18 protein-coding genes are annotated in these 16,390 nt (G+C 71.3%); 8 read left to right on the forward strand and 10 right to left on the reverse strand.

All coding sequences use genetic code 11. From position 1 onward, the window contains the following. Positions 1-93: 93 nt before the first annotated feature. Both RUR_RS08620 and menB read right to left on the reverse strand, forming a co-directional pair. On the reverse strand, positions 94-1,041 hold the full coding sequence (locus tag RUR_RS08620; RefSeq protein WP_283134412.1) for an o-succinylbenzoate synthase: 948 nt from the start codon (positions 1,039-1,041) through the stop codon (positions 94-96). Continuing rightward, complete coding sequence (gene menB, locus RUR_RS08625; RefSeq protein WP_283134413.1) at positions 1,041-1,898, reverse strand: 1,4-dihydroxy-2-naphthoyl-CoA synthase; 858 nt, start codon at positions 1,896-1,898, stop codon at positions 1,041-1,043. The genes RUR_RS08620 and menB overlap by 1 nt, the downstream gene beginning before the upstream one ends. A gap of 124 nt (positions 1,899-2,022) precedes the next feature. Between menB and RUR_RS08630 the strand changes: the two genes are divergently transcribed. The 3 genes from RUR_RS08630 to RUR_RS08640 all read left to right on the forward strand — a co-directional run bounded on the left by RUR_RS08630 (position 2,023) and on the right by RUR_RS08640 (position 4,595). After that, a complete protein-coding gene (locus RUR_RS08630) occupies positions 2,023-3,177 on the forward strand; it encodes an AMP-binding protein (protein WP_283134728.1) in 1,155 nt (384 codons plus the stop codon). A gap of 175 nt (positions 3,178-3,352) precedes the next feature. Next, positions 3,353-4,093: a GNAT family N-acetyltransferase gene (locus RUR_RS08635; RefSeq protein ID WP_283134414.1), complete on the forward strand. Its 741-nt coding sequence runs from the start codon at positions 3,353-3,355 to the stop codon at positions 4,091-4,093. 163 nt (positions 4,094-4,256) lie between these two features. Continuing rightward, positions 4,257-4,595 carry a hypothetical protein gene (locus RUR_RS08640; protein ID WP_283134415.1) on the forward strand — a complete coding sequence of 113 codons (339 nt, stop codon included), beginning with the start codon at positions 4,257-4,259 and terminating at the stop codon, positions 4,593-4,595. Between the two features lie 68 nt (positions 4,596-4,663). Here RUR_RS08640 and RUR_RS08645 read toward each other — a convergent pair whose 3' ends face one another. After that, on the reverse strand, positions 4,664-5,809 hold the full coding sequence (locus tag RUR_RS08645) for a CU044_5270 family protein (protein ID WP_283134416.1): 1,146 nt from the start codon (positions 5,807-5,809) through the stop codon (positions 4,664-4,666). Then, the gene (locus RUR_RS08650) at positions 5,802-6,407 is read right to left on the reverse strand and encodes an RNA polymerase sigma factor (RefSeq protein WP_283134417.1); all 606 of its coding nucleotides are present in this window, start codon (positions 6,405-6,407) and stop codon (positions 5,802-5,804) included. The genes RUR_RS08645 and RUR_RS08650 overlap by 8 nt, the downstream gene beginning before the upstream one ends. 472 nt (positions 6,408-6,879) lie before the next feature. On the opposite strand from RUR_RS08650, the gene RUR_RS08655 reads away from it, so the two are divergent. Together RUR_RS08655 and RUR_RS08660 are read left to right on the forward strand one after the other, a co-directional pair. After that, positions 6,880-8,094, forward strand: a complete 1,215-nt coding sequence (locus RUR_RS08655; protein WP_283134418.1) for an RNA polymerase sigma factor — start codon at positions 6,880-6,882, stop codon at positions 8,092-8,094. Between the two features lie 198 nt (positions 8,095-8,292). Then, positions 8,293-8,793, forward strand: a complete 501-nt coding sequence (locus tag RUR_RS08660; RefSeq protein WP_283134419.1) for a peptide deformylase — start codon at positions 8,293-8,295, stop codon at positions 8,791-8,793. A 22-nt stretch (positions 8,794-8,815) separates the two neighbouring features. On the opposite strand, the gene RUR_RS08665 is transcribed toward RUR_RS08660, so the two are convergent. From RUR_RS08665 to RUR_RS08690, 6 genes are all read right to left on the reverse strand, one after another. Beyond that, complete coding sequence (locus RUR_RS08665) at positions 8,816-9,307, reverse strand: hypothetical protein (RefSeq protein WP_283134420.1); 492 nt, start codon at positions 9,305-9,307, stop codon at positions 8,816-8,818. Positions 9,308-9,462: 155 nt separating this feature from the next. After that, entirely contained in the window at positions 9,463-9,795 is a 333-nt protein-coding gene (locus RUR_RS08670) for a YnfA family protein (protein ID WP_283134421.1), read from the reverse strand. 129 nt (positions 9,796-9,924) lie between these two features. Continuing rightward, entirely contained in the window at positions 9,925-10,143 is a 219-nt protein-coding gene (locus tag RUR_RS08675; protein ID WP_283134422.1) for a hypothetical protein, read from the reverse strand. 77 nt (positions 10,144-10,220) lie between these two features. Continuing rightward, positions 10,221-10,703, reverse strand: coding sequence for a hypothetical protein (locus tag RUR_RS08680; protein WP_283134423.1), 483 nt, complete (start codon positions 10,701-10,703; stop codon positions 10,221-10,223). A 405-nt stretch (positions 10,704-11,108) separates the two neighbouring features. After that, entirely contained in the window at positions 11,109-12,368 is a 1,260-nt protein-coding gene (locus RUR_RS08685) for an isochorismate synthase (RefSeq protein ID WP_283134424.1), read from the reverse strand. 10 nt (positions 12,369-12,378) lie between these two features. Further along, positions 12,379-13,428, reverse strand: a complete 1,050-nt coding sequence (locus RUR_RS08690) for a helix-turn-helix transcriptional regulator (RefSeq protein WP_283134425.1) — start codon at positions 13,426-13,428, stop codon at positions 12,379-12,381. Between the two features lie 62 nt (positions 13,429-13,490). On the opposite strand from RUR_RS08690, the gene RUR_RS08695 reads away from it, so the two are divergent. From RUR_RS08695 to RUR_RS08705, 3 genes are all read left to right on the forward strand, one after another. Beyond that, positions 13,491-14,591 carry a DNA glycosylase AlkZ-like family protein gene (locus RUR_RS08695; RefSeq protein WP_283134426.1) on the forward strand — a complete coding sequence of 367 codons (1,101 nt, stop codon included), beginning with the start codon at positions 13,491-13,493 and terminating at the stop codon, positions 14,589-14,591. 160 nt (positions 14,592-14,751) lie between these two features. Then, positions 14,752-15,036, forward strand: a complete 285-nt coding sequence (locus tag RUR_RS08700; protein WP_283134427.1) for a DUF3040 domain-containing protein — start codon at positions 14,752-14,754, stop codon at positions 15,034-15,036. 95 nt (positions 15,037-15,131) lie between these two features. Continuing rightward, on the forward strand, positions 15,132-16,250 hold the full coding sequence (locus RUR_RS08705) for a PP2C family protein-serine/threonine phosphatase (RefSeq protein ID WP_283134428.1): 1,119 nt from the start codon (positions 15,132-15,134) through the stop codon (positions 16,248-16,250). Positions 16,251-16,390: the final 140 nt, after the last annotated feature.

Raw genomic sequence — 16,390 nt, forward strand, 5'->3', positions numbered from 1 at the left:
ACCCGACGCCCGGGCAACGGGAGATCTTTCACGGCCCGCCCTCCGCGTGAACCGGAGGCGGCCCGGCCGTCGTACACAACTGGGAAACCCGTCTCACTCGAACTCTCCCGCGGCGGTGAGCCGGTCGAGCCAGGCCGGCGCGTCGATCTCGTACGCCGCCAGCGACTCCGGGTCCACCTCCGGACGCCGTACGGCGATCGCCCCGTCCACCGGGGTCAGCGGGTCGGCGGTGACGTCCCCGGCGAGCAGCGACATCGTGCCGAGGCCGCAGGCGTAGGGCAGCTCGGGCAGCGCGGCGGCGAGGGCCAGCCCGGCGGCGAGGCCGACGGAGGTCTCGACGGCGCTGGAGACGACCACCGGCAGGCCGCAGGCCTCGGCGACGCGCAGGGCGGCGCGGACCCCGCCGAGCGGCTGCACCTTGAGCACCGCGATGTCGGCGGCTTCCGCGGCCCGCACCTTCAGCGGGTCCTCGGCGCGGCGGATCGACTCGTCGGCGGCGATCGGCACGTCCACGGCGCGGCGTACCGCGGCCAGTTCGCCCAGGGTCGCGCACGGCTGCTCGGCGTACTCCAGGCCGAACCGGCCGAGTTCCCGCAGGTTGCGGACGGCCTGCTCGACCGACCAGGCGCCGTTGACGTCGACCCGGACCGCCCCGCCGGGGCCGAGGGCGTCGCGTACCGCCTCGACCCGGGCGAGGTCGTCCCTGAACGCCTGCCCCTTCTCCGCCACCTTCACTTTGGCGGTACGGCAGCCGGACCGCCGTACCAGCTCGTGGGCGCGTTCGGGGACGACCGCGGGGACGGTGACGTTGACCGGGATCACCTCGCGCAGCGGCGCGGGCCAGCCGTCGAACGCGGCTTCCCGTGCGCAGGCCAGCCAGCGGGCGGCCTCGCGCGGGCCGTACTCGGGGAAGGGCGAGAACTCGCCCCATCCGGCGGGCCCGTGGAGGAGCACGCCCTCGCGCCGGGTCTGGCCGCGGAACGGGATCCGCATGGGGATGGCGAAGGCCCGGAGCGTGCCCACCGGTGACAGGGTCGCCATCAGGGACGCTTGGGGAACTTGCCGAAGTCGGGCTTGCGCTTCTCCTTGAACGCGTCCCGCCCCTCCTGGGCCTCCTCACTCATGTAGTAGAGGAGGGTGGCGTCCCCGGCGAACTGCTGCATGCCGGCGGCGCCGTCGGTGACGGCGTTGAGGGCGCCCTTGAGCATGCGCAGGGCGAGCGGGGACTTCTCCAGCAGCTCACGGCACCACTGGACGGTCTCCTCCTCCAGCCGCTCCAGGGGGACGACCTTGTTGACCAGGCCCCAGTCGTAGGCGGTCTGGGCGTCGTAGAAGCGGCAGAGGTACCAGATCTCCCGGGCCCGCTTGAGCCCGACGGTCTCGGCGAGCAGCCAGGAGCCGTATCCGGCGTCGAATGAGCCCACCTTCGGGCCGGTCTGCCCGAACTGGGCGTTCTCGGCGGCGATGGTGAGGTCGCAGACGACGTGCAGGACGTGCCCGCCGCCGACGGCGTACCCGGCGACCATGGCGATGACGGGCTTGGGCAGGCGGCGGATCTGCACCTGCAGGTCGAGCACGTTGAGCCGGCCGATGCCGTCGGGGCCGATGTAGCCGTCGTCGCCGCGGATCTTCTGGTCGCCGCCGGAGCAGAACGCCTCGGTCCCGGCCCCGGTGAAGATGATCACGCCGACCTCGCCGTCGTCGCGGGCCCGGTCGAACGCGTCGCGCAGCTCGAACAGGGTGGTGGGCCGGAAGGCGTTGCGCCGCTCGGGACGGTTGATCGTGATCTTCGCGATGCCCTCGGCGGTCTCGTAGACGATGTCCTCGTACTCACCGGAGCGCTTCCAGGGCAGCGTGCTCACGATCACGTTCGCTTCGTCGTTCGTCTCTGGCGTCATGCTCGCATTCTCCGACAAACCCACATCTTCCCCCAATCCACTGGACCGCCGCCCGGCATTCGAGGCGTGTCACGTGCGGTCGGCGGACCGCGAAACGCCTCCGGCTAACCTTACGACCGTGCTGATGCGTCCCGTGCACGCGGTCGTGCTGCCCCCCGGACCCGAGCTGCGCCACGCGGTGGCGGAGGCGCTCGACGGCGGCCCCGCGGTCCTCCCCCTCAACCCCGGGTCGCCCGCGCCCGCCCTGCGCGGGCTGCTGACCGCGCTGCGTCCGACGCACCTGCGCGACGAGGACGGGGTACGGCCGCTCCGCGGCGGGGCCGGGGTTCCCGCCGAGATCGCCGTCGTCATCGCCACCTCCGGCTCCACCGGGGTTCCCAAAGGGGTCCAGCTGTCGGCGCACGCCCTGCGCGCCTCGGCCGCCGCCTCCCTCGCCCGGCTCGGCGCGACACCGGGGGAGCGCTGGCTGTGCTGCCTGCCGATCTCCCACGTCGCCGGCCTCCAAGTGCTGGTCCGGGCGCTGCTGAGCGGCTCGGAGCCGATCGTCCACGAGGGCTTCGACCCCGGCGCGGTGGCCGCTTCCGGCGCCGACCGGGTCTCCCTCGTGCCGACCCAGCTCCGGCGGATGATCGACCTCGGGTACGACCTCTCGGGGTTCCGTTCGATCCTGCTCGGCGGCGCCCCCGCGCCACCGGGCCTGCTGGCGGAGGCCGCCGGGCGGGGCGCGCGGGTGGTCACGACGTACGGCATGAGCGAGACGTGCGGCGGCTGCGTCTACGACGGACTGCCCCTGGACGGCGTCGACCTCGACCTCGACCCCCTCGGCCGGATCAGGATCGCCGGTGAGGTCCTGTTCTCCGGATATCGCGACCCCGCGGCGCCGTACGGGGCTCCCGGCGAAAGCCCCGGCAAGTGGTTCACCACCTCCGACCTGGGGGTCTTCGAAGGCGGGCGGCTGCGGGTCCTGGGCCGGGCCGACCACGTGATCAACACCGGCGGGGAGAAGGTCGTCGCGGAGACCGTCGCGGCGGTCCTCGGCACGCACCCGGACGTCCGCGACGTGGTCGTGGTCGGCCGGCCGGACCCCGAGTGGGGGGAGCGGGTCGTCGCCGTCGTGGTTCCCCGGGACCCCGCGGCGCCGCCGGTCCTCGCCGCGCTCCGCGAGCACGTCAAGGAGCGGCTCCCGGGCCACGCCGCGCCGCGCGAACTGCGTCTCGTCGACGCCGTCCCGTCGCTTCCGTCGGGAAAACCCGACCTGGAGGCCCTCCGCCGGGCATAGCTCGCTAATCTCCCGTACCGGATATGTCTCTGACGTCTTTGTTGTCTGGGACATCACTTCGGCGAGCTTCCTGGAAGGGAGATCCAATGCCGGTGACCGGGAGGGCCACCCCCGCCCACGGGCGCACCGACGTCGCGCATCCCGGGCCGTCGTCCCCGGAATCGGGGTGGACCCGATGACGGAGGTACGGGAGATCACCTCGTTCCCGGAGCTGATCGAGGCGGTCGGCGGCGACCCCCTGCCCCTCTGGGTCGGCCAGGGGCTGGCGCCGGGGCATCGGGCCTTCGCCCTCGGCGGGGCGCTCGCCGTGAGCGGCGCCGACGTCGCCCGGGCGAACCGGCTCGCGATCGTCGGGCCTCCCGCCGACGCGGCACGCCTCCTCCCCGAGGCACTCGCCCGCACCGGGCACCGGTTTCAGCCGATCGGGGACGCCGCGCTCATCCGGGAGCTCGCCGCCCGGGTGCCCGGGGTCGGACTCCGCGCCGAGTTCGGCTGGATGCAGACGTCGGCGGCCCCCGGCGCGGCCCGTACCCCGACCTGGCTCGGCTCCGCCGCAGACCCGGAGGTGACCCGGTTCCTCGACGAGGTCTACCCCGCCTCCTACGCCCGGCCGGGTATCCCCGGGGTCCGGCGCTGGGCGGGACTGCGCGAGCCGGACGGGAAGCTGATCGCGATCGCGGCCGACGCGTGGAGCGCCCCCACCCTGGGGTTTCTCGCCGGGGTGGCCGTCGCCCCCGGATCGCGGGGGAGCGGCCACGGCGCCCGGATGTGCGCGGGGGTGCTGGCCGAGCTCGTCGAGGCGTACGGCACGGCGGCGCTCGCCGTCGACGAGTGGAACACCGGTGCGATTCGCATGTACCGGCGGCTCGGCCTGGTTTATCGCCCGGTCGCGGTCGCCGAGGCCAACCCGGCCTGATCCGGGGCGATCCCGGCGGTCCGGTGAAACCCGGCGACCGGTGACTCTCCACAAAACCCTGTCAAGGATCGGCCGTCCGCGCCAGAATGATCGCCCGTATGGAACCTGAACCGATAAATGGTGCGTCCAATACTCGAGGGACAACCCAAGGAAGGACGCCTCGATGAACCCACCACGCAAAGTGTGGATCTCCGCGGCTGTAGTGGCGGCCGTCGTCGTCGGGGGAATATCCGTCGCGGCCGCCGCCTCCGCCGTCCGGCTCGACCAGGCCGGGGAGCCCGCCCCGACGTACGCTCCGGGAGAGGCCCCGGGCACCGTACCCGGCCCGGCGGTCCCCAAGGAGGCGGAGAGCACACGCGACCCCAAGGATTTCGTGGTCCGCAAGGACCTGGGCAACGACAACCCCGTGGAGGTCTTCGAGCACTGGAAGGACCGCCTCGACGAGGCGGAGCCCTTCCCGATGCCCGCCGTCACGGTCGTCCCGAAGAAGACCGGGAACTGATCCCGGAACGCGATGGGGCGGTCTCCGCGAGGAGACCGCCCCATGTGCCGTCCGCGGGATCCGGCCGGTCAGTCGTTCGACGCGGGCGGAGCCTCCCCGTCGGCCACGTCCGTGCACTGCCGGCCGGGGACGAACCCCTTCGCGAAATCGGGAAGCCCGTCGGCCACCTCGACCTTCAACGCCGCCGTCGAGGCGATCAGGCTGCCCACCGGTGACTTGGCCTGGCTCTCGTCGGTCACCACGGCACGCTCGCCGAGGAAGCGATAGGTCAGGCGGTCGAAGAGGAGTTCTTCGCTGACCCCCTGGTGGATCTTGGCCACCGCGATCCCCTCGCGTCCGGCCGCGTCCTCGGCCCGGTCGACGAGCTGCACGCCGGGGATGAGCCCGGCGGCGCGGAACAGCGCCGATCGCTGCGCGGGAGGCAGGTAGGTCTCCATCAGCATCTCCCGGGCGCGGTTCCAGGCGGCGTAGTCCCGGTCCGCCCCCTCCTTGCCGTCCTGCCCGCTGTAGAGGTGCTCGCGCATGGCCTCCGGGTCGGTCGGCAGGGAACGCAGGTACACCGCGTCGGTCCGGCTCCAGTCCGGCCCCTTCCGGCCGCAGTCGTCCAGCGGCAGCCGTTCCACCTGCCCCACGTCGTCCTTCGCGTGCGCGGGCAGCGGCCAGCCCGGGTAGGGCCTCGGCTCAAGGTGCTTGATCATCAGTGCGCCGAGCCGGCTCCGGTCCGCGGACAGCCAGATTCGGCGTTCGGTCCGGTAGAGATAGCGTGACTGCCCTCCCGGTCCGGAGGAGGAGTTCGCCTTGGCGTTCTCATCCACCGTCATGGCGAAACTCCCGTACATCGTCTGGGACTCGGTGTAGACGTACTGCTCCGGGCGAGGGTTCAGCTCCTCCTCCCGGCTCGCCGTCTCCGCGGCCAGGTCCAGCACCTGGGCGGCGGAGAGCCGCACCCGGTCGGGGGTGAAGGTCTCGATCGCGGGATCGCCGCCCGTCATGATCAGGGGGACGGTGACCGCGGCCGCGACCCCCGTGGCCAGGGCGACCTTGAGCCCCAGCCCACGCAGGCCGAATCCGAGCGGGTACGGGCGCCGCGGCGCGGTCCGCGGGGGCGCGGCGGCGATCGCGGCGTGGAGGCGGCCCCGCTCGGGGTCCAGCTCCTCCGGCCGCGGCAGCGGCACTTCCTCGCGCAGCCGTTCGAGCCGGCCGATCTCATCCATGGGTGGTTTCCTCTCTCAACGCCGTGGGGTCGGCCCCGCCGAGGGCCGCCCGCATCTTGGTCCGGGCGCGGCTGATCCGGGAGCGCACCGTGCCGATCGGGACGCCGAGCGCGGCGGCGGTCTCCTCGTAGGTGAGCCCGCCCCAGGCCAGCAGGAGCAGCGCGTTCCGGTGCGCCGCGGGGAGCCTGGCGAGCGCGGCCGCCAGGCTCCGGCGGGCCGCCGTCGCGCTGACCCGGGTGTCGCTGCGTTCGGTGAACGACTCCACGACCGGGTCGGCCCCGGTCCGTTCGACCACCCGCAGCAGCCGGATCTCGGTGCGCCGATGGCGGCCGATCAGGTTGGTGGCGATGCCGTAGAGCCAGGGGCGGGCGTCGGAGCGGGCCGGGTCGTAGGAACCCCGCCGCCGGAACGCGACCAGAAAGGTCTCCGCGACGACGTCCTCGGCGTGGTCCGCGCCCAGCCTCCGGATCACATACCTCTTGATCTCCGCGGCGTGCCGCTCGAAGAGTTCCGCGAACGCCTCGGGCTCATCCCGGGATCGGCCCATGACCGCGGCGTCGTCCTCGGGGACGACGACGGCCGGGTGAGGTGGGTTCATGCTTCAAGGCCTTTCGGCGACCGGGACATGACACCTGTACTTGCCCGGCGGGCCGTCGGCGGTTCCCGGAACGCTCACCGGATTTTTCCGCTTTTTAGAGGAATCCATCTGCTGATATACCGGGATATTTCCGCAAAACAAGGGAACCAGGGAGAAGCGCCGGGCGGGAAAGCCGGGCGGCGGTCGGCCCCGAGGGCCCGGGTTTCCCCTGCACACGACGGGGTCCAGGGCTAAAATAGACAGGGAGAAGGTGTTGTACGGCTGATCCTTGCCGGGGTTCGGTGCGCGGCCGTGTGTCCGAGCCCGAGTCGATCACACACCGTGGCTCCCCAAGCGCGTCGAACGTCACATGAAACCGGTCACGGTGCCCTGAGCGGGAACAATCCACGTCTTCCAGCGTTATTGATACTGGTGCCACCCACCCTGACATTCCTTGCAAAGACGACTCCGCGATGATGGAGGAGGTGTCCTCATGCCCCGAACCGCCGTGGCTACCCCGCCCACGAGCGTGACAACCCCGGCAACCCTCGACGACCTGCTTGACCGAGGGCGAGCCCAGGGGCATCTGTCCCTCCCCGAGCTGCGTGCGGCGTTCAAGGCCGCCCGGGTGACACCCGCCGACGGCCGCGCCATCCTGACCGAGCTCACCGAGGCCGGGGTCCGCCTCGACGCGGGCGACGCCGCGGCGCCCGGGCCGGAGCGTGCCGAGGCCGCCGGCGAGTGGGCCGACGCCGAGGACGACGGCGCCGAGGAGGAGGACCTCGACGACCACTCCTCGACCATGGGCGACTCCGTCCACACCTACCTGAAGTCCATCGGCCGCCGGACGCTGCTCACCGCGGCGGAGGAGGTCGAGCTGGCCAAGCGGATCGAGGCCGGGCTCTACGCCGAGCACAAGCTGGAGACCGAGTCGGGCCTGTCCGCCACCCGCCGCGCCGACCTGGAATGGGTGGCCGAGGACGGCCGCCAGGCCAAGGACCACATGCTCGAGGCCAACCTGCGGCTCGTGGTGTCCGTCGCCAAGAAGTACACCGACCGCGGCATGGCCCTGCTCGACGTCGTCCAGGAGGGCAACCTCGGCCTGATCCGCGCCGTGGAGAAGTTCGACTACGCCAAGGGCTACAAGTTCTCCACCTACGCGATGTGGTGGATCCGGCAGGCCATCCAGCGCGGCTTCGCCGACTCGGCCCGGACGATCCGCCTCCCGGTCCACGTGCTGGAGATGCTCAGCAAGCTGAGCCGGATCGAACGCGACATGCACCAGCGGCTGGGCCGCGAACCCACCCCGGAGGAGCTCGCCGTCGAGCTGGACCGCACCCCCGACCAGATCGAGGAGCTGCTCCGCACCAGCCGGCAGCCGATCAGCCTCGACTCCACCATCGGCGAGGACGGCGAGACCCGGATCGGCGACCTGATCGAGGACGTGGACTCCCCGGAGGCCTCCGAGGTCGTCGACCGTCAGCTCCTGGCCGAGCAGCTCCGCTGCGTCCTCGGCAATCTCACGCCGCGGGAGGCCCGGATCATGTCGCTGCGGTTCGGCCTCGCCGACGGCAAGCCGCACACCCTCGACGAGATCGGCAAGCACCTGGGTCTCACCCGGGAGCGGATCCGCCAGCTGGAGAAGGAGTCCCTTTCCAAGCTGCGCCACCCCAGCAACACCCGCCCGCTGCTCGACTGGGCGAGCTGAGGGCCGCGTCCGCCTGTCCCCGGGACAGGCGGATGATCTCCCCCGGACGGCCCGGGGAGCGCTAGCATGCGGCTACCGGCCGTCGTGGTTGATCTCCAAGGATCCTGGGCATCTCCCTGGTGGCCTCCACACCTCCGGGCGTGAGTGATCCGCGCTCACAGACCGGCGAACCGCTGGGCGAGAAGGAGACAAGAGCGCATGGCGGTCCAGCCCATCAGGCTGTTCGGTGATCCCGTCCTCCGCACCACCGCGGAACCCGTCGTCGCCTTCGACCGCGAGCTGCGGTCCCTGGTCAAGGAGATGCAGGCGATCCTGCGGTCCCGTCCCGGGCGCGCCGGGATCGCGGCCCCCCAGATCGGCGTCCCCATCCGGGTCGTCGCCTTCAACTTCGAGGGCCGCGCCGGGCACCTGGTCAATCCGACCCTGGAGACCTCCGGGCGTCGCATCCAGGCCGACGAGTCCTGCCTCTCGACCCCGGGTGCCTCCGGGAACGGCTTCTGGTGGCCGGTCTCCCGCCCGTACGCGGCCATCGCCCGGGGCAAGGACGCCACCGGGAAGTCGGTGACCGTCCGCGGCCTCGGCATGTTCGCCCGCGTGCTCCAGCACGAGGTCGACCACCTCGACGGGGTGCTCTTCTTCGACCATCTCACCCCCGAGGACCAGGAGCAGGCGCTCGCCGAGCTCACCCAGGTCCACTGACCCTTTTCCGCGCCGTACGGGCTCAGCGGTCGATCTCGACGTCGCCGCCCACGTCGCCGACCTGGTGGACCGAGCCGCCGATCCGGGAGTTCTCCACCGTCTGGCCGCCCGGGTCCGGGGGTGCGGAGCGGCCTGCGGTGGTCGTGGCCGTGTCCTGGGCCGGTGGGGGTGGGGGTGTGCCGCCGATTCGGAGGCTGCCTTTGATCTCGCCGACCTGCAGGACGTCGCCGCCCACCGTGGAGTCCGCCACGGTCTGGGTGAGCGTGGGGACGGGGGGCGGAGTCCGCGGTACGGGGTCCGCGTCCTGATCCGCGGGCCCGCCGGGGGAGCGTCGCGCCGATCTCAGCCCGTACACCGAGACGGCGAGCCCCGCCGCGGCGACGAACATGCCGATCACCCCGGCGAGCTGGTCCGCCCGTTCCAGCCCGAGCACCACGAATGCCGCGCCCAGCGCCCCGAGAACCACTCCCACGCCGAGCATCACGCCCCACATCCAGGGGTTATGCCGCCTCATAACGCCATATTGCTTGTGAAACACCGTTAATGCGGTGGATGAGCCCGAACAGATACCCGAATGGAGTTGCCGGGTTAGGAACACGACCACCGACGTCCGGTACGGCGGCCTCGCCTACGTCGTACGGCATCGTGGTTTCGCGGGTCGGAGACCGCTCAGCCGCGCGGTGCATACATGATCACGGCGACGCCGATCAGGCAGACGATCGCGCCGGCGACGTCCCAGCGGTCGGGGCGGAAGCCGTCCACCACGATTCCCCAGGCCAGGGAGCCGGCGACGAAGACCCCGCCGTAGGCGGCGAGGATCCGGCCGAAGTGCGCGTCGGGCTGCAAGGTCGCGACGAATCCGTACAGACCGAGGGCGATGACCCCGGCGCCGATCCACAGGGCGCCCCGGTGCTCGCGCACCCCTTGCCACACCAGCCAGGCCCCGCCGATTTCGGCGAGTGCCGCCAGGGCGAACAGGACCAGGGACCGCAGGATCGTCACAGCACGCCAGGCTAGCCCACACCCGCGCACCGGCGGATGTCCGGTTCGGTCAACGGATATCCGGAACAGGCCGCCGGAACCCGTCGTGGTGAGCAGGCTTGGGGAAGCGGTGTTCGGAACGGAAAGCACTCAAGCGCTGGCGGCGGCTTCCCAGCGGGCGATGATCGCCGCATCGTCGGCGTCGTCAAGCCCGGACCATATCTGATCTTCAGTCTCGGCGTAGGGGAGCCACTCGTGGTAGTCAGGCGAGTCCGGCGAGAGATCACGTGTGCCGTGGACCTTGACGCCCTCCACATCGACAACCGAGGGGACCCGCAGAACACCACCCGGCAGCATGATCACATTCATGTGCCCAGTCCTTTCCCCAGACTCCCGCCTTATATCAATACCATAGCGGTGTATGGACAAGATGGAGAGAAGGACGCTCAACCAAGCCCGTACCGCTCGACCATCCATTGATAGGTCTGTTGTGCCGCTCGTGGGTCACCCAGAAGCCGAATCAAACGGGATGCGCGACGAGTGAGCACACATGCGAAACTCTCGGCGAACAGCTCGGCGACATCCTGCCGGTAGGGCGGCGCCAACCGTGTGCCGTGAAGAGCATGCAGCACCAGCCACCATTGATCCTGTGACGGCTGGTCGTCGAGATCGTCCACGGCATGACCCAACTCGTGACCGCACACACTGACCGAGGGTGAGGGCACAGTGCCCACAGCGATGCGCCGAAGCTTCGCGTCGTAGGCCCCGGCGCTGCGATCCCAGGAGCCCTGCTGGAGTGGCAGTGGCTGTTTGCGCAGGTCCTCGAACCCAGGAAGGTCGGGTACTGCACCGGAGCCCACCACGATCCCACCGGTCAGATGATCGGCCAGCCGCCGGGCCAGCCTGGTGGGAACGGCGGCGAGTGTCATGATTGCCAGCAAGGATTCGGCCGGGGGAAAAGTGCCTGGCTCCCAGGCCCGAGTCAAGCGCTGTTCAAGCGCGCCTACATGGAGCCATCCCGGCCGCCCCCTGCCGTTGTTCACTCCATCGCCCCTGAAGCACCGCGTTCGGCCGTTGCCGTGGCTGACGCTCAATGATGGCGTGTTTCTTCAGCGAGCATGCCGCGTTTGCTTCATTCGGTTGAGTCGGGCCGGTACGGCTCGCACCGCGCGGGCCGTACCGGGGTGGAATCGATCTACGTTGTAAAGGGGGCGGCCACTGGTCGCTGTGGCATCAGTCCGCGATAGGGGCGTCTTGCGTAATCCACCGCGGTGCCGTACCTGCGGAGGGAGGGAGCCGCGGAGCCCGTACCGAGCGAAAAGAAGGGGGTGCGTCTAGCCTTCCAGGGCGTACTGCATGACGCGGAGTTTGGTCTGGGCCTCGGCGAGCTCGTCGGCGGGGTTCGAACCGGCCATGATGCCGCCCCCGGCGAAGAGCCGGGCCCGGTTCCCGGAGATCTGCCCGCAGCGCAGCGCGATGCCCCACTCGCCGTCGCCGCGGGCGTCGATCCAGCCGACCGGTCCGGCGTAGCCGCCGCGATCCATGCCTTCGAGCTCCCGGATGACCTCCAGCGCGACGGGCGTCGGGCTGCCTCCGACGGCCGCGGTGGGGTGCATCGCGGCGACCACGTCCAAGACCGAGGCGCCGTCGGTGAGCCGTCCGCTGACGGGGGAGGCGAGGTGCTGCAGGTTGGGCAGGACCAGCAGTCGCGGCTCGGCGGGGACGTGCAGCTCGTCGCAGAGCGGGGTGAGCGCCTCGCGCACCGACTCGACGGCGTAGGCGTGCTCCGAGCGGTCCTTGGCCGAGGCGAACAGGCCGGCCCCGCGGGCGACGTCCTCGGTGGCGTCGCCGCCCCGGGTCGTGGTCCCGGCGAGCACCAGGGACTCGATGGCCTTGCCCGTACGGCGGATCAGCAGCTCGGGGGTGGCGCCGACCAGGCCGTCGCAGGAGAAGGTGTAGCACTCGGGGTAGCGGGTGCTCAGCCGGTCCAGGAGTATCCGGATGTCGATCTGACGTTCGGCGAGCGCGGTGAGGTCGCGGGCGAGGACGACCTTGGACAGCCGGTCGGCGCGGATGGCCCGCACCGCCTGGGCGACCGCGTGCTCCCACTGCGGCGCGGTGAGCGAGCCGTCGCTGTATCGGATCCGGCCGGGGACGTCGAGCGGCCGGGGACGCGGGGTGTCCTCGAAGGGGCCGTCGACCCGCCCGCCGAGGCCGTCGCTGATCGTGGTGAGCCAGGCCCGGCCGTCGCGGCGGGCGAGCACGGTGCGCGGGACGACCAGCACCGAGCCGGGGGAGGAGGCGTCGAAGGTGAAGCTGCCGAAGGCGACCGGGCCGGTGCCGGGCAGGTCGAGCTCGTCGTCGACGTGGGCGCGGGCGAAGGTGCCCGCCAGCCATTGGCGGGCCCAGCCAAATCGGTCGGGTCCGGCGGGGACCTGGACCCGGGCGGCCTCTCCCCAGCCGACGAGGCCCTCACCGTGATGGATCCACGCGTACGGGGTGGGGGTCGGCAGCGCGGTGATCAAATCGCCCGGGTCGTCGACGGCGACGGTGCGAACCACCAGTGGCCGAGACAGTCCAAGAGCGACACCCACCCGCCAAACTCTATTGGCTCGTCTGACCGTGTTCGACCTGCGGGGGGTCAAAGTGATCGACGTCACGGCCGTCGTCCGATCCGCCCTGGTCGGCGTAGCGGCGGAGCATTTCCCGCGCGGTACGGAGCATGTGCGCGCGGAGGGAGGGCGGGTGGAGCACCTCGGCGTCGTCGCCGAGTCTGCGGAACAGGTCCACGGCGACGTTTTCATGGATCTCCAGGGGGATCACGACCTCGCGCCGGCCCTCCTCGTCGGGCGGACCGGCCGAGGCGGCCACCACCGAGGCGATCTCGGGCCCGATCAGGTGGGGCAGGCGCTCCAGGCCGACGGGGGAGATCCGGGCGACCGCCTCATGGCTGTAGAGCCGGTTGAGGAACTCCCGGGAGTACGTGCGCCACTCGGCCTGGAGGTCGAAGTCGGCGGGGCGCTCGAAGCGTTCGGGCACGGTGTGGAGTCCGAGGACGCGCGAGATCCGGTAGGTCCGGACGCTCTCTCCGCTCCGCGCCATCATGTACCAGTTGCCGGCTTTGAGGACGAGCCCGAGGGGGTCCAGGACGCGTTCGAACTCCTGGCGTCCCCAGCGGCGGTAGCGGACCCGGATCCGCTGCTCCTTCCAGACGGCGTCGGCGATCTGGGCGAGGAACGGGGTCTGCTCGGTCCGGTTGAACCAGCCCGGGGCGTCGAGGTGGAACCGTTCCCGGATCCGGCCGGCCCGCGAGCGCAGCTCCGGGGGGAGGGCAGCGAGGATCTTCAGCTCGGCGGCGGCGACCACGGTGCCCAGCCCGAGCTCGGAGGCGGGTCCGGGGAGCCCGGCGAGGAAGAGGGAGTCCGCCTCCTCGCCGGTGAGCCCGGTGAGGCGGGTCCGGTAGCCGTCGAGGAGCCGGTAGCCGCCCGCCGGACCGCGGTCGGCGTAGACCGGGACCCCCGCCGCGCTCAGCGACTCGACGTCGCGGTAGACCGTGCGAAGGGACACCTCCAGCTCGTCGGCGATCTCCCTGGCGGTGAGCCGCCCGCGCGTCTGTAGCAGGAGCAGGACGGAGAGCAGGCGGGATGCGCGCATGCTGTCCAGTTTGCTCCATAAAACTGACAAGAGATGACAGGATTCGGGGGAAGGATGAGCCCATGACCGTCGACATCGATCGTGCCCAGGTGGTCGCGTACCGGGTGCATGCTCAAGAACTCTCCAGGGCGACGGCGGACGCCGCGGCCTTGGCCGTACACGACCTGGGGGTTCAGGACAGCCCGGCGGGGTCGGCCGCGCTCGCGCTCACCGCGCGGCTGCCCGAACCGCACCGGGGGGAGGGGTTCGCCCGCGCGTGGTCCTTCCGCGGGGCGCCGCACCTGTATCGGAGGGCGGACCTGCCGTTCTTCGCCGCGGCGCAGTGGCCGCTCACCGGCGCGGACGCGACCGCCAGGATGGTGGGGGCCGGGACCGCGCTGCGCAAGGCGGGGATCGGGGGGCTCGAAGCCTTCGGTACGGCCGCCGCGGCGCTGCACGAGGTGGTGACGGGTCCGTGTACCAAGGGTGAGGCGAGCGGCGCGCTCACCCGCGCGCTGCCCGAGGCGTTCGCCTACGACTGCCGTCCCTGCAAGACGCGGCACGTCTACGACTACGTGATCACCCTTCCGTCCCTGCCCGCGGGGATCGAACTGGAGCCAGGGACCAGCCCGCCCACGCTGCTCCCCATGGCCGACTGGCCCGAGCTGCGGCCGGGTCCCGAGGTCGTCGGCGCGCTGATCACGGCGTACCTGCGGCTGCTCGGCCCGGCGGGGCCGGGTGAGGTGGCGGGTTTCATCGGGACCAAGACCGCCGAGGTCAAGAAGTGGTGGCCGGACGGGCTCGCCCGGGTCCGGGTGGAGGGCCGGGCCGCCTGGATCCCGGAGGACCGCCTCGCGGCGCTGCGTCACGCCGAGCCGGTCAGCCTGATCCGGCTTCTTCCGGTGTCCGACCCCTACCTGCAGGCCAGGGACCGTGAGCTGCTCGTCCCGGAGGAGGCCCGGCGCAAGGAGCTGTGGAAGATCATCGGGTCGCCGAACGCGCTGCTCGTCGACGGGGAGGTCGCCGGGGTCTGGCGGGCCCGCAAGGCGGGGCGGGATCGCCTCGACGTCGCGGTCACCGCGTTCGAGAGCCTGGCGCCCGGCCGGCTCGCCGCGATCGAGGAGGAGGCGTCCCGCGTGGGTGTGACCCGAGACCTGCCGGAGGTACGGGTGACTTACACCTGATTTGTCCTACAGCTTGGGCTGGAAGCCAGACATTTATTCGAGTAATAGTTCGATAGTGGAAAAGGTTGGTGGAGACGCGGAAATCTCAAGGTCAAGAAGGGCTAATGATCTTCGCGCCGGGCAAAGAAGTCTCATAGCTTGAGTTTCAGGGAGGCGCTGTATGGCCTTGTCGCAGCGTGAGCAGCGAATCCTGGCTGAGATGGCACATCGCCTGGCCTATGAGGATCCGCGGTTCGCGGGCCGGTTGCACGCGTTCAACGCGCGGATCGACCGACAGGAACGCGGTCGCGCGCCGAGGCGCAAGCGCGCGAGCAGGCCCCGGCGCCGGATCACCCGCGCCACGGTCTTCCTCACGGCGAGCTGGCTGATCGTGGCCACCTTGATCGTCACACTGCTCGTGCTCGCCCTCCGGCACGACGCCGCGGCCGCCGCGCTCACGCTGTAGGCGATCGGCCGCCGACGGGGATCTCCCTCCCGCGGCAGGGGAATATGGCCGCAGGCACTCCCTCAGAGCGTTTGGTTGACTACAGTCAGCTAGATATGCAGAGACGACCGCTCTCCTCGCGCCTCCCCTCCTGGCTGCACCGGGGTCTCAAACGCGTCCCGGGGATCGTCCCCCTCTACCGGGCCGCGCGGATCGTGCACGTGCGGGAGCGGATGGCCCTCCTGCTGCTCGCCGCGTCGGCCGTCCTCATCGGCTTCGCGAGCGTCAGGTTCTCCACCTTCTGGATCTCCCCCAGCATGCTCATCCTCGTCCTGCTGGTCGGCGGCCTCCAGCTCCGGCTGCGCAGCCTCGCCGTGCTGCTCACCCTGGTCGCGGTGGTCCTGGTCGTGCTGTTCGCCGCCGGTGCCGCCGAGCCGGGGCTGATCGTCGCCACCGTGCTCATCGCGGTGATGTCGGTGCTGCTGGCGCGCACCCGCACCAAGACCGGGGTGCGCGGACTCCGCGGCGACGGCATGCTCGTGGAGCTCCGCGACGTGCTGAAGGCGCGGGGCCGCCTCCCTCCACTCCCCAAGGGGTGGGACCAGACCGCCGTGCTCAAGTACGCCGGCGGCTCCACCTTCGGCGGGGACTTCCTCGTCGCGGCCAGGACCGGGGAGACCTGCTACCAGATGACCCTGGTCGACGTCAGCGGGAAGGGCGTCGATGCGGGGACCAGGGCGCTGATGCTCTCCGGGGCGTTCGGCGGGCTGCTCGGCTCGGTGGATTCCGGGGACTTCCTCACCAAATGCAACAACTACCTCAACCGGCAGCACGACCAGGTGGGTCTGGTGACCGCCGCGCATCTCAGCCTCAACTTGGAGAGCGGGGAGTACACGATCACCTCGGCGGGCCATCCGCCGCCGGTCAAGTTCGACTCGGCCACCGGGGTGTGGCAGGTGAGCGCGGCGCGGGGGATCGCGCTCGGGGTCACCGCCGATCTGCGCTGCGAACCCGACACCGGGGTGCTGCGCCGCGGCGACGCCCTCATGCTGTACACCGACGGGATGGTGGAGCGACCCGGCCGGGACATCGACGCCGGCATCGACCGGCTGCTGGGGGAGGCCGAGGGCCTGGTGACCACGACCGGCTTCGCCCAGGGCGCGGCCCGCCTCACCCGCAAGCTGGCCCTCGGCCGTACCGACGACTGCGCCCTCGTGGTGATCTGGCGGGCCTGATCGGAGGCGAAGGCGCCGACGTGCGTTCCGGGGCCGGTGTGCCGAACCGGACGTGCGATGTCGCCTCGCCGTCTCTTCCGACCTGGCGATCCGGTTTCCGGTTCCGGGCGGTATTCGAAAGGCCTGGGGGACCCGGTTTC

The sequence above is a fragment of the Rhizohabitans arisaemae genome (assembly GCF_025996515.1).
Taxonomy (GTDB): Bacteria; Actinomycetota; Actinomycetes; order Streptosporangiales; family Streptosporangiaceae; genus Rhizohabitans; species Rhizohabitans arisaemae.